This is a genomic window from Lysinibacillus sp. NPDC096382 (genome assembly GCF_044762845.1).
Lineage (GTDB): Bacteria > Bacillota > Bacilli > Bacillales_A > Planococcaceae > Lysinibacillus.
The window spans coordinates 1-13,069 of sequence record NZ_JBIWFC010000011.1; the positions used below are offsets into that span (position 1 = coordinate 1).

The 13,069-nt window shown below is 33.5% G+C and carries 14 protein-coding genes and 1 pseudogene; 7 read left to right on the plus strand and 8 right to left on the minus strand.

Annotated features, from left to right (window positions below):
• Positions 1–271: 271 nt before the first annotated feature.
• Positions 272–1,138 (minus strand): GNAT family N-acetyltransferase, encoded by an 867-nt coding sequence (locus ACIQZA_RS15540; RefSeq protein ID WP_402882578.1) that lies wholly within the window; start codon positions 1,136–1,138, stop codon positions 272–274.
• Positions 1,139–1,638: 500 nt separating this feature from the next.
• Between ACIQZA_RS15540 and ACIQZA_RS15545 the strand changes: the two genes are divergently transcribed.
• Positions 1,639–2,811, plus strand: coding sequence for a multidrug effflux MFS transporter (locus tag ACIQZA_RS15545; RefSeq protein WP_402882576.1), 1,173 nt, complete (start codon positions 1,639–1,641; stop codon positions 2,809–2,811).
• Positions 2,812–2,889: 78 nt separating this feature from the next.
• On the opposite strand, the gene ACIQZA_RS15550 is transcribed toward ACIQZA_RS15545, so the two are convergent.
• From ACIQZA_RS15550 to ACIQZA_RS15570, 5 genes are all read right to left on the minus strand, one after another.
• On the minus strand, positions 2,890–3,396 hold the full coding sequence (locus tag ACIQZA_RS15550) for a hypothetical protein (RefSeq protein WP_402882575.1): 507 nt from the start codon (positions 3,394–3,396) through the stop codon (positions 2,890–2,892).
• Positions 3,397–3,616: 220 nt separating this feature from the next.
• Positions 3,617–3,685: a DUF6440 family protein gene (locus ACIQZA_RS15555; RefSeq protein WP_402882592.1), complete on the minus strand. Its 69-nt coding sequence runs from the start codon at positions 3,683–3,685 to the stop codon at positions 3,617–3,619.
• Complete coding sequence (locus ACIQZA_RS15560; protein ID WP_402882573.1) at positions 3,654–3,755, minus strand: DUF6440 family protein; 102 nt, start codon at positions 3,753–3,755, stop codon at positions 3,654–3,656. Before ACIQZA_RS15560 ends, ACIQZA_RS15555 begins: the two co-directional genes overlap by 32 nt.
• A 266-nt stretch (positions 3,756–4,021) precedes the next feature.
• Positions 4,022–4,465, minus strand: a complete 444-nt coding sequence (locus ACIQZA_RS15565) for a GNAT family N-acetyltransferase (protein WP_402882571.1) — start codon at positions 4,463–4,465, stop codon at positions 4,022–4,024.
• A gap of 24 nt (positions 4,466–4,489) precedes the next feature.
• Positions 4,490–4,807, minus strand: a complete 318-nt coding sequence (locus ACIQZA_RS15570) for a MazG nucleotide pyrophosphohydrolase domain-containing protein (RefSeq protein ID WP_142507928.1) — start codon at positions 4,805–4,807, stop codon at positions 4,490–4,492.
• 216 nt (positions 4,808–5,023) lie between these two features.
• On the opposite strand from ACIQZA_RS15570, the pseudogene ACIQZA_RS15575 reads away from it, so the two are divergent.
• A pseudogene (locus ACIQZA_RS15575) lies at positions 5,024–5,272 on the plus strand (LOG family protein); the annotation flags it as partial.
• A 350-nt stretch (positions 5,273–5,622) separates the two neighbouring features.
• Here the strand turns inward: ACIQZA_RS15575 and ACIQZA_RS15580 are convergent.
• The gene (locus ACIQZA_RS15580; RefSeq protein ID WP_402882569.1) at positions 5,623–6,273 is read right to left on the minus strand and encodes a DUF4085 family protein; all 651 of its coding nucleotides are present in this window, start codon (positions 6,271–6,273) and stop codon (positions 5,623–5,625) included.
• Positions 6,274–6,431: 158 nt separating this feature from the next.
• A complete protein-coding gene (locus ACIQZA_RS15585; RefSeq protein ID WP_402882588.1) occupies positions 6,432–6,620 on the minus strand; it encodes a transmembrane Fragile-X-F protein in 189 nt (62 codons plus the stop codon).
• 220 nt (positions 6,621–6,840) lie between these two features.
• On the opposite strand from ACIQZA_RS15585, the gene ACIQZA_RS15590 reads away from it, so the two are divergent.
• From ACIQZA_RS15590 to ACIQZA_RS15610, 5 genes are all read left to right on the plus strand, one after another.
• Positions 6,841–7,197: a hypothetical protein gene (locus ACIQZA_RS15590; RefSeq protein WP_402882567.1), complete on the plus strand. Its 357-nt coding sequence runs from the start codon at positions 6,841–6,843 to the stop codon at positions 7,195–7,197.
• Positions 7,182–7,988: a hypothetical protein gene (locus ACIQZA_RS15595; protein WP_402882566.1), complete on the plus strand. Its 807-nt coding sequence runs from the start codon at positions 7,182–7,184 to the stop codon at positions 7,986–7,988. The genes ACIQZA_RS15590 and ACIQZA_RS15595 overlap by 16 nt, the downstream gene beginning before the upstream one ends.
• Positions 7,989–8,443: 455 nt before the next feature.
• Positions 8,444–9,595: a hypothetical protein gene (locus ACIQZA_RS15600; RefSeq protein ID WP_402882564.1), complete on the plus strand. Its 1,152-nt coding sequence runs from the start codon at positions 8,444–8,446 to the stop codon at positions 9,593–9,595.
• A gap of 506 nt (positions 9,596–10,101) precedes the next feature.
• Positions 10,102–11,247: a hypothetical protein gene (locus ACIQZA_RS15605; protein WP_402882562.1), complete on the plus strand. Its 1,146-nt coding sequence runs from the start codon at positions 10,102–10,104 to the stop codon at positions 11,245–11,247.
• Positions 11,248–11,866: 619 nt separating this feature from the next.
• Entirely contained in the window at positions 11,867–13,024 is a 1,158-nt protein-coding gene (locus ACIQZA_RS15610) for a hypothetical protein (protein WP_402882561.1), read from the plus strand.
• Positions 13,025–13,069 lie beyond the last annotated feature (45 nt).

Consider the following 13,069-nt stretch of genomic DNA (forward strand, 5'->3'; position numbering starts at 1 on the left):
TGATACATTGCGTTGTTTGGAGAAGCATCGCTCGACTCCTGCGGGAAAGCGAGACAGACGAGACCCCGCACGAAGCGAAGCGTAGGAGGAGGCTCGGCGCTCGCCCGCGGAAAGCGAGCAGAATGCTTCGGAAAACAACAGTAGAGTCACAGTGCCAAATGAAAAAAGCGAGGTATTCAACGATTTAATCGTTGAATACCTCGCAATGTGAAAAGATATAGACTTTTTCAGTGCCCTCAATAGAAAGTGTGCTCACTTTGTTAAAGTGATGTTAGCCAAAAATTTGTGCAGCTATGGCAAATAGCGTATTATTTCTAGTCGGCATTTCTTCTGCATGAAGAATCATAACTGGAGGTCTATTTACCTCTGTAAAACCATTTTGCACTAACCACTTTATCATTTCAGCATGTCCAGATGGTACATCCATTCTTAATTTTCCATGATGGTCTTTCGCTAAAGTATTAATTATGAGACTGGCTGTTATAGAATCAGGTGCTATGATTGGGCCTAAAATTAGATTAATTGGACCTTGAATGGACAACCCAAAGCCAATAATATTTGTTTGATGATCTCTCACAACGCTACAATGCTTAGCTTGGTTTATCCTATTCCGTAGAAAATTACTTCTTTTATCTCCAAAGGCAGCTGCATCTATGCGGACAATTTCAGCAAAATCACTCTCATTATAATCTTCAATCGTAAAGTCATTAGAAGTTAAGTTATGTGCACCGCTATACTTGTCAGCCAGATATTTATGCACATAATCTACAGTGGTAAAACCTATTTTCTTATATAATGGTTCTCCGTCTTTCGTTGCGACGAGCATAATAGCTGTATGTTGTGAAACACTTTCAATACATTTTTGAGTAGCTAATTTCCCTAGGCCAAGTCCTCTGTAATTTTCATGCACAATGACCATACCTATCGAAGCTAAATTTGTATCATATGTAATAATGGCAGCACTTGAAACAATATTCCCTTCAGCATTTTTGTACCCAAATATTTTACCTGACATCATCACCGTTCTAATTTCAGATTCATCATAATCCCACCCGACAGAGTCAGAAAGATCAATTAATCCTGGAATATCATTTGCATCGAATAATACTAACTGTAACTGTTTATGATATGTAGTCATTTAATCCCCCCTATAAGAACGTTTGTTGCTATTTTACACAGATTCTATACTATGTACAAGTAATTTTTTGAAAGTTTAGATTTACCATCAAAAGTTGGGAATGACCATTTTATAAAACACAGCACTTTTAATACGTCGATCGGAATGGAGACTGGGTGACTCCTTGGAAATCAGGTATAGAGGAACAAAGGCTAAAACCATCACGTCCTGTGAAAACACCTTCGTGACCAATTATTCTTGCCACTGACGTTACGTTAGCACTACGGCTTTCGGGAATTAACCCAAACTATTAAAGTTATTCATAATTTTTCTATATATTCCTTTTAAAAATTGCAAATATCTTTATAATTGTAACTAGAACTATGCACTCCTACTTTAAGCATATTTAGGTGATTGAAAATGACATCTTATGAACGAATACTTATTATGGTCCCGCCGTTTCCCTAGCTACGTCTACTTTTTTCTAAAGAAGTAGATTTTGCTTGTAGGAGGGCAATAAGTTGAAAAAACATGTAGCACCATCTTTACTATTAATGATTGTTCTTGTAGCTTTTCCACAGATTAGCGAGACAATCTATTCACCATCTCTACCTGATCTTTCAGACGCTTTGAATGCTTCAAATCGCTCTGTACAGTTAACCTTAAGTATTTATTTTATAGGGTTTGCTTTTGGGGTCTTTTATTGGGGATGGATTTCTGATTTTATTGGACGAAGACCGGCCATGCTAGGCGGTTTAATTTTTTATAGTATTGGCAGTTTCATGTGTTTTTACGCAGAAACTATTACTTTTCTATTAGTTAGTAGATTTATACAAGCTTTTGGGGCGGCGACAGGCTCGATAATAACGCAAACCATTTTGCGAGAAAGCGTATCTGGCAGTAAAAGACATGCTATGTTTGCGCAAATTTCTGCGGTAATTGCCTTTACCCCTGCAGTAGGGCCGCTGATTGGTGGCTGGGTCGATCAAGCATTTGGTTTTAGAGCTATGTTTTTTGTGCTCGTTGCAATGAGTATTTTGTTGTTTATTTACACTTATTTTAGACTTCCAGAAACAACAGATACATCAATGAGAAAAACAATTGCTATTTTTCCAGTTGTAAAACGTATTATTTCATCTCCACGGGTACTTGCCTTTGGATTGCTAATTGGTGGGATAAATGGTGTGCTATTTAGTTACTATGCCGAAGCTCCCTTTATCTTTATTGACCATTTCAATTTATCACCAGGACTTTATGGATTTCTTGGTATAATTGTGGCGCTTGCCTCTATTATTGGTGCCATGATTTCCAAAAGACTTGTCAGCAACTATCAGCCAGAGAAAGTAATTCATCTCGGTTGTTCTGTGATGACTGTCGGCGCTGTAATGCTACTAATCGTTAGTTCTTTCCCATTGCCTAATATTGTCTTACTAGTGGGCATTTTAGTAACCATTTTTATTACCTTATTAGGATCAGGAATTGCTCTACCTAATTGCTTAAGCCTTGCACTTGTCAACTTTCAGGACGTTATCGGGACAGCTGGCGCAATTTTCAGCTTAGGCTATTACTTACTTGTAAGCTTAATAACATCAGGTATGAGTTTCCTGCATAATGGTTCGTTAACGATCATGCCACTATATTTTTTCATCCTATCGTTGATACTGTTATTATTCGGAAGAAAGTTTATTGTTTAAAATATTGTAGCGGGAATATATAATCAATAGCACTTCATTTATCGGCCACCCTATATTACTATGAGGGTGGCTGCCTCTTTATTGAAAATAATAATTGACGACTTCTTCAGCAGAATGAAAAATAATATTACTTTGGGTTTTATAAATAAACTTTGGTGAAGTACAAGCTTTTTCGAGACTTTTTGCGTACTTTAATGTATCTGTCATTTGCTCAATAATTTCAGAGTAGCCATCAAGATTATTGGAGATTTTCGGCATCATTATATCGGAAACATCTAAAACAATGGAAACTTGATCCTCCGCAAAATTATTTAAATTAATGAAAAAGCACTCCTCCAAATCTTTCGAATGCTTGTCAACATTAATAACTGCTTCACTATATTTTGCAATTAGTCCAGTAGATGTCACTGTAATTGTAAAGCCTTGTTCGGTTAGTTTTTTATTAATAGCATCTAACAAAGTATTGACTTCCGCATCCATTTTAGGCGTTACAGTTTTCTGGATTAAATTATCACAATTTTGATGAATGGTATCAATTTCTGTCTGATTATCAACGAGTAATTTAAAGTTTGATATCGAGTACACACTAAATCTCCCCTTTATTATAAGTTTGACATTAGGGCGTTTTTTTAGTCATCTTTTAGCCATATATTTTTAGGCTGTTTTCTAAAAGATTGTTGCTGTTAAAACATAAAAACAGAGTTACTATCTACAAAATGTGTAGAATCAACTCTGTTTTTATGTTTGATATTGCGTAAAGCTAATATTTAACTAAAGCCCCTATAGTTGAACAGGATAAAGAATGTTATTCATTATTTGGTTTTATCATTGGTTTTCCATCCTTATCCAATAATGGAGTGATTCCCCCCCGCATATCCACCCCAACTAAATAAATAATGAATTCCTGTTTCTTTATCTACTATTATTCTGTTTCCATTTGCCACACCATTTTCTGTAAGGATTTATTCAAATCTCTTCTATGAACCTTTGTTCTTCTCTGCGTCTTTATTAAACATTTTTTCGCCCCCATATTCATGTATATGTTAACTATTACTGTAATTTCAACTAACACCTTTTTATACTATGCACTTATCAGTTGATTATTACAAAAGTAATAAAAGGGCAACAATTTTCTTGAAAACTACCCATTGTATGAACATATAATACGAAAGTTCCCGTTAGAAGAGGTAAGCAGACAGCCTTTCTAAACTTAAAGTAGATGTTTAACCATTGTATAATAGCTACTTCCAGGCGGATAATCTTTTATTTCCCCAACAACTTGATAACCTCTCGCTTCATAAAACGTACGTGCTTGAAAGTCATATGTAGTTAATAATGCCTTCGTAGCGCCCATTTGCTTGGCTGTTTCTTCAGCTTTGGCCAGTAGCTGTCCACCAATACCTTTTCCACGGTATTCTTTACTAAACCAAAATTTATTGATTTCTACCCAACCCCAATAAACCTCAGCTGTGATGCCGCCTATCCATTGCTGTTGAGGATCAGTAACGATTAGGTTTAACGAACGAATAGAACCCTTTTGTCTACTTTCATTATGATACGGTGAATGTTCATCGTTGTACTCTTTTAATTTTGTATTTAAAAACGTAGTAAAGTCATCGTGATTTTCTAATAAAATCTCAATTTGATAATCCATATAAATCCCCCTTCCATATGTATTCTATGCTTTATAACGCTTCATTAGCTTTTCCTGATGCGCTGAAAAAATTTCTTCCAGTGAAATATCATATTTATTAGCGATAACAATAATATTTCCTAAAACATCTCCAAGCTCCTCTACTAATTCTTGCTTATTTTCTTCATATGATTGAATCTTTTCATCTGGTCTATCTCTACCAATCTCTAACGCTCGTATAGCTCTCGCCACTTCTCCAGTTTCTTCAGCTAGAAAACCAATACGCGTAAAAATGCTTAAATCAGACCAACCACGTGTATCATAGTAATCCTTTAGCCATTTCTGAAACTCATTTAATTCCATTTCTATTTCCTCCATTTCTTTCCTCTCGAAATTAAATTATACTATAAAAGTGAAACGTGAATCAGCGGGTTTCTTCATCCCCCGCTTAAAGTTCACTGCCCGTTAATGTGGAAATATACTTATCAGATATGGAGGAACAATGATGGATAGTATTGCAGTATTTTGCGGATCAAGCATCGGTGCTTCTGAAGCATATAAAGAAGGAGCTATTCTTCTACGTTAGAAGAATTTTTTGAAGTATTCACTTGGAATCAAATCGGCCTTCTGCAAAAGCCTTGCGGATTTTTAAATATCAATCATTATTATGATTTACTCATTGGGTTATTTGACCATATGCAAAACGCACAATTTTTACAAGCCCAATATCGAAATGCCCTACTTGTAGATGAAGACGTTGTGGGACTTATAGATAAATGTGCAGCCTATGTTCCTCCTGCAGTTAAAACGTATCAAACGATTAAATGAATAAATTTAGGATAGTGGATTGAATTTAATAAAAATTCTTCACTATCTTACAAAAAACAGCTGAAATCTATGAAATCAGCTGTTTTTCATTTGTCTATGAGATTTAAATAAAATATATCTTTCTGCACAACGAGTCGTTGATTTTCGTTCCGACTGAGCGCTTTCCTGGAGGCTCCCGATAAGCCACTTTTGTTGGCTTTCGCACAGAAAACATCCGTTTTCACTCCAGGGTATCATCTGTGACGCTAATCCTAAGGGGTCTCTCGACTCCACTCCAATCAACCAATCCACATAGCATGTATCTATTGGTAACAGATGCTTCCGTTGCTTATGTAAATAACAGTCTATTTTTATAGTGTCTCAATCTTTAATTCCCTAGCCTGTATCATTAATTCACAAAGTGGACAGTCAAATAATACGTGTAATTCAAACCCTGTTTTAGTTTTATAGATTTCATCATATAGCCACCAAGAACCTTCTAATTGTTCTGGAATCGAACATTTCTCTATATCACTAAAAGTTAGTTTTACATTTGTGTCGTACCAACCTACACTTGTTCCAGCTATCATAAGCGTAATTGTAGTTTCAGTTGAGGAGAAAGATAATACTTCTCCATCATGTAATGATTTTGTATGTATTTCAAGAACTTGAGATGGTAGCTGCTCTTTTATTTCTTCAAATTGTTGTAAATACTGTTTACGTATATCTTGACTACGACTTTGATAATTTTCATTCCACTCTTCAGCCATTTTTCTTAATTCTTTAGATGGATATTGTGTTTTTAGAGAACCATCTAAAATATATGGATGAAATGGCGCCGGAAGAAACGTTAATAAATCATTTTTTCGCCATTCCAACTCTGCTTGTAACATTTCAATATAGCTTGTCCCATCTTCGTTTTTCCAATTTAAACTTTCTTCCCAATCTTCTCTAGCGTCAGGAAAAGTTAAAAAACCAAAGACTTGCATTTCACGATACCAATTTTTAGTGAAATATTTCAATTAAAAATCCCCCTTCTCTTACTGATCTTTATCTTGTTTTTTCTACTGGGTGAAGATCAATGAAAGAACTAAACTATCACGCTCTAACAATGTTCCATCTAAATCAAAAATCACCGCTTGAATCATTCGTATGCGACCCCTTTATTTAAATCTCCATTCTACAACTCTTTTCGTTTTTTCACTGCCACTACCGCTATCATGACCATTACTAACTTCATCACCAAAATTAATGCGTAAATGCTAAAGGATATGATCGCTGGCAAAAGCACTAACCACCAAGACCATGCGATAACATCCGTGAGCTTTAATACTATCAAGACAATTGTTAATACTTCAGCGATTCCCATATTCACACCACCATACACCTAATTTTCATCATTTTGAATTTAGTTTCTTGTCGTTAATTCTTCTGAAATCTCAAACTTTATTGTTATACAACTATTTAAGCACTTTACATGAAATATTTAAACTTTTTAACTTTTTCAAAAAAGATAAACCTTTCACCAGGTAATTTGTCAAAATATTGTAAACTTTAAGATCCTGAGTAAATAAAAGGGAGAAATGATCATGAAAAAACCGATTAAAAAAACTTGGATGATTGCATCAGCACTAACAATAGGAATGGCAGTTCTAACACCACTTCAAGCAGCAGCTACTGCAGTAGAACCAACAAATGATGTTACTGTTCAAATTGAACAACAAATTTCAGGAACGATAAAAGACATTAACGGAGACGGGATTAATCTAAAAGGTAAAGACGGTAAAAACTACTATATCAGTTTCAATAAATTTTCTGAAGAACAATTAGCAAACTTGAACTTAGTTGAAGGACATGAAATTACTGTAGAAGGAAACGTAGTAGAGGATTATTCAGACTTCTATACATTTGAAGTTTATATAAAAGAGGATTGCCTCAAGAAGTAACGGAAGAAGAGCTAACAAAATTAGAAAAATTGTTTAATGAAAAGATCAAGCTGCAAAAAGAATTGTCAAATGAAATGGCAGAAGAACAGTTTGAAAAGAAATTTGAAGCAATCAAGAAAATACGTGAAGACATGTATAAAATTATAAAACCTTATCTTTTAGCTAACTGGCAACCTGCAACGTTTGAAGAATATATAGCAAGTTACGGATTTAATGAAAAAAATATAGTGCTAGAAGAAAATGATAAAAAACAGCTCAAAGTTATTTATGAAGAATGGGTCAAGCTTGAAATAGATGGTAACGAGGAAAAGGCTAACGAAAAATATGATGAACTTCATAAAATCCTTGAACCATATTTTTATGAACTTTATCCACCTCAAACATTTGAAGAGTACTTGGAAGACAAAGAATTTGATATCCCTACAGAAACTTTAGCAAAACTAAAAACTATTTATGAAGATGCTCAAAAAGCTGAAAAAGCTAAAAATGATGAATTAGCTGAAAAAGCATGGAATGAATTCTATGACATCATTGATCCGTTCATTAAGCCTCTAACATTCGAAAAATACATGGCAGACTTTGATTTTGAAGTGAGTAAAGCGGATAACAAGCAATTAAAACAGCTTTATGATGAAATTTTAAAGCTAGATGAAAAAGAAGAACAAGCAAAAATTGAAGAGAAATGGGAAACATTTAATAATATTTTAGAATCTTATTTTAAAGCAAATAAAAAAATTCTAATTTCAGCTTCTAAAATAACAATTAACGGCCAAGAATATTTTCCCCAATAAGTAAAAGAATCAAGGAATCTCAACAATCCTTTAAGATGACGGTTGAGATTCCTCTTTTTGTTAATTCCACAATACTATTCAGAGATTTTTTATATTAAGAAGAGCCTCCTTTTGCCCATCGTCCGATAAAAGTCCTCTTCTCTTTTGAAACAAAGAAAACATTTTAATTTCACTTAAGATGAAACGAAAACAGGACGATTCTTTTTTAGCCATAGCTTCTGGTGATAGAATTTTATCAGCGCATTCATTATTTATAGGATTTTTCCAATAATATGTACCTTGTCCTATTAGTGCTTTATATGATCAGACTGCTCAAACTTTGATGTTATACAACTATGTATGTACTTAACATGAAATGTTTTAAAATTTCGAAAAACAACGAAACTTTTTAACTGGAAATACGTCTAAATATTGGAAACTTTAAGTTCCAGAGTAAATAAAGGGGAGAAATAATCATGAAAAGACCAATTAAAAAAACTTGGATGATTGCATCAGCACTAACAATAGGAATGGCTGTTCTGACGCCACTTCAAGCAGGAGCTACTGCAGTGGACCCAACAAATGGTGTTACTGTTCAAATCGAACAACAAGTTACAGGAACAATTCAAGGAATCAGTGATGACGGGCTTTTTCTAAAAGGTAGGGATGGTAAAAATTACTATATAAACTTCTATAAATTTTCTGAAGAACAACTAGAAAAAATGAACCTAGTAGAAGGACAGGAAATCACAGTTGAAGGCAGCGTAGTAGAGGGTTTTTCAGACTTCTATACATTCGAAGTTTATAAAAAAGAATTGCCTAAAGAGGTAACAAATGAAGATTTAACAAAATTAGAAAAAATGTTTAACGAAGCGAAGAAGCTAGAAAAAGAAGCTGACAAAGCATATAAAAATAATGTTGAAGATGCAGAAAAGAAATATCAAGAAATTCATAATATTTATTTAGATATGGGTAAAATTATTAAGCCATATTATTTAGCTACTTGGCAACCTGAACCATTTGAAAAGTATCTAGAAAATATCGGCTTTAGTGAAAAAAATATAGTAATAGAAGAAAATGATAATAAACAGCTTAAAGCTATTTATGAAGAATGGATAAAGCTTGAAAAAGATAATCAAGATGAAAAGGCTAACGAAAAAATGAAAGAGTTCCACAAAATCCTTCAACCGTATTTTGATAAACTTTATCCAACTCCAACATTTGAAGTGTTTATCGAAAGATTTGAGTTAGATATCCCTGCTGAAGATTTAGCAAAACTAAAAAATATTTATGATAATGCTCAAAAAGCAGAAAAAGATAACAATACCGATGATTCTGTTAAATTATGGGAAGAATTCTATTACATCATTGATCAATTCATTAAGCCTCAAACATTTGAAGAATACATGGCTGACTATGATTTCAAAGTTAGCGAAGCGGATAGCAAGCAATTAAAACAGCTCTATGAAGAAATCTTAAAGCTAAATCTAAAAGAAGACAAAGTAAAAATTGAAGAGAAATGGGCAGCATTTCACGATATTTTAGAACCATATTTCCAAGCAAATAAAGAAATTTTAATTTCACCTTTTAAACTAACAGTTAACGGTCAAGACTATCTTCCACAATAAGTAAAAGAAACGGGGTGTCTCACCAATCAATGAAGATGATTGGTCGGATTCCCCTTTTTAGACTTAATTTATCCATTTTACCTCTATAGCAGAAATATAAGAGGTACCTCCTTTATCTCATCTTTCTGAAATAATATATAGTTAAGTCCCCTTCTCTTTCGGTACAGAGAACACATTCCCTTGTACTTTTACAAGTTCAATTTCATCACTGCTTAACCATTTTCTACTTCTATCCCCTTAATAGGTAGTTTCTTAAATCTAATTTTATTTCACTTGTGGTGAAACTGAAAACGGAACAATTCTTTTATTAGCAATAATTTCTGGTGGTAGAATTTTTATCAACGCAATCATTATTTATAAGGTTTTGCCAACAATATGTACCTTTATTTATGTACTTAACATGGAATGTTTTAAAATTTTTTTAAAAATAATGAACCTTTTCAGCTGGAAATACGTCTAAATATTGGAAACATTAGTTCCAGAGTAAATAAAAGGGAGAATTGATTATGAAAAAACCGATTAAAAAAACTTGGATGATTGCATCAGCACTAACAATAGGAATGGCTGTTCTGACACCACTTCAGGCAGGAGCTACTGCAGTAGAACCAACAAATGGTGTTACTGTTCAAATCGAACAACAAATTACAGGAACGATTAAAGGCGTTTACGGGGATGGGATTGACCTAAAAGGTAGAGATGGTAAAAACTACTATATCAGCTTTTATAAATTTTCGGATGAACAACTAGAAAAAATGAACTTTGTAGAAGGCCAGGAAATCACTGTTGAAGGTAGCGTAGCAGAGGATTATTCAGATTTCTACACATTCGAAGCTTATAAAAAAGAATTACCTAAAGAGGTAACGAAAGAAGAGCTAACAAAATTAGAAAAATTGTTTAATGAAAAGAAAAAGCTGCAAAAAGAATTGTCAAATGACATGACAGAAGAAGAAATCGAAAAGAAATTTGAAGAAATTGATAAAATATATAAAGAAATGGATAAAATCACAAAACCATATATATTAGCTAAGTGGCAACCTCAAACATTTGAAGAGTATATAGCAGATTTCGGATTTAGTGAAAAAAATATAGTTATTGAAGAAAATGATAATAAAAAGCTTAAAGGTATTTACGAAGAATGGGTAAAACTTGAAAAAGATGGTCAAGAGGACAAGGCAATCGAAAAAATGGATGAGTTATATACAATTCTTCAACCGTATTTTGATAAACTTTATCCAACTCCAACATTTGAAGAATTCATGGAAAAATTTGAGTTAGATATCCCAGATGAAGCTTTAGCAAAACTAAAAAATATTTATGATAATGCTCAAAAAGCAGAAAAAGATGACAATGCTGATTTGTCTGAAAAACTATGGGAGGATTTCTATTACATCATTGATCAATTCATAACGCCTCCAACATTTGAAGAATTCATGGCTGACTATGAATTCAAAGTTAGTGAAGCGGATAGTAAGCAGTTAAAACAGCTTTATGAAGAAATCTTAAAGTTAGATAAAAAAGAAGACAAAGCAAAAATTGAAGAGAAATGGGAAGCACTTAATAATATTTTAGAACCATATTTCAAAGCAAATAAAGAACTTCTAATTACTGCTTCTAAAGTAACAATAAACGGCCAAGAATATACGCCACAATAAGGAAGAGAATTGAGGTGTCTCAACAATCATTTAGGATGATTGTTGGGATTCCTTTTTTGTTAATTCCACAATAGTATTTCGAATTTTTTGGGATCATCACCAAAACGTGTGGTTGCTGGGCGCTTTGCCGCTGACGCTTCGCTTTCGCGCAGAGCAGAGCTTCCTGGGGGCGTCCGATGAGCCGCTTCGCTTCGCTGCAGGGTCTCGGGCCAACACGATGTTGGTCACGAAGGCGTTATCACAGGATGTGATGCTTTTAGCCTTCGTTCCTCTATCTCTGATCCCCGAGGAGTCTCCCAATCTCCACTCCAATCAACTATTTACATAGTAGACGTTTTAACAAAAGTCATCCACAACTTTTGGTAATAAATCAGTTTTTAAAAGTATGCTATCTTTATAGAAAAAATATAAGTAGAACTTCCTTTTGCCCATCCTCCGAAATAAGTCCCCTTCTCCTTTACCTTGTACTTTTTGTGTTTTATTTAATCTCAAACTCTAATGTTATGGGTACTTAACATGGAATGTTTTAATTTATTGAAAAACAAGAACCTTTTTACCTGGTAATCCGTCTAAATATTGGAAACATTAATCTTCAGAGTAAATAAAAGGAGAAATGATCATGAAAAAACCGATTAAAAAAACTTGGATGATTGCTTCAGCATTAACAATAGGAATGGCTGTTCTGACGCCGCTTCAAGCAGAAGCTACTCCAGTAGAACCAACAAATGGTGTTACTGTTCAAATTGAACAACAAATTACAGGGACGATTCAAAGCATCAGTGATGATGGGATTTATCTAAAAGGTAGAGACGGTAAAAACTACTATATTAGCTTCCATAAATTCTATAAAGAGCAAATAGAAAAAATAAACTTAGTAGAAGGACAAGAAATTACAGCTGAAGGTAGCATAGTAGAGGACTATTCAGACTTCTATACATTCGAAGTTTATAAAAAAGAATTGCCTAAAGAAGTAACAAATGATGATTTAACAAAATTAGAAAAAATGTTTAACGAAGTGAAGAAGTTGGAAAAAGAAGCTTCAAAAGCGGAGGGAAATAAAGCAATTGAAGAGGCAGAAAAGAAATATGAAGAATTGCAGAAAATTTATGCAGATATGAATAAGATTACTAACCCCTATTATTTAGCTAATTGGCAACCTGAATCATTTGAAGAGTATATAGAAAATAGCGGCTTTAGTAAAAAAAATATAGTGATAGAAGAAAATGATAAAAAACAGCTCAAAGTTATTTATGAAGAATGGGTAAAGCTTGAAAAAGATGGTCAAGAGGAAAAGGCTAACGATAAATATGATGAATTTCATAAAATCCTTGAACCCTATATTTATGAACTTTATCCACCTCAAACATTTGAAGAGTACATGGAAGACTTGGAGTTAGATATCCCTAGTGAAACTTTAACAAAACTAAAAACTATTTATGAAGATGCTCAAAAAGCTGAAAAAGCTAAAAATAATGAGTTGGCTGAAAAAATATGGAGTGAATTCTATGACATCATTGATCAGTTCTTTAAACCTCAACCATTTGAAGAATACATTGCTATATACGACGACTTCGAAATAAGTGAGGCGGATAAAAAGCAGTTAAAACAGCTTTATGAAGAAGCTATTAAGCTTGATAAAAAAGAAGAAGCAGAAAAAATCAGAGAAAATTGGGAAGCATTTCACAATATTTTAGGCCTATATTTCAAAGCAAATAAAGAAATTCTAATTTCACCTTCTAAACTAACAGTTAACGGTCAAGACTATTTTCCACAATAGGTAAAGAAAACGGGGTGTCCCACCATTCATTGAAAATGATTGGTG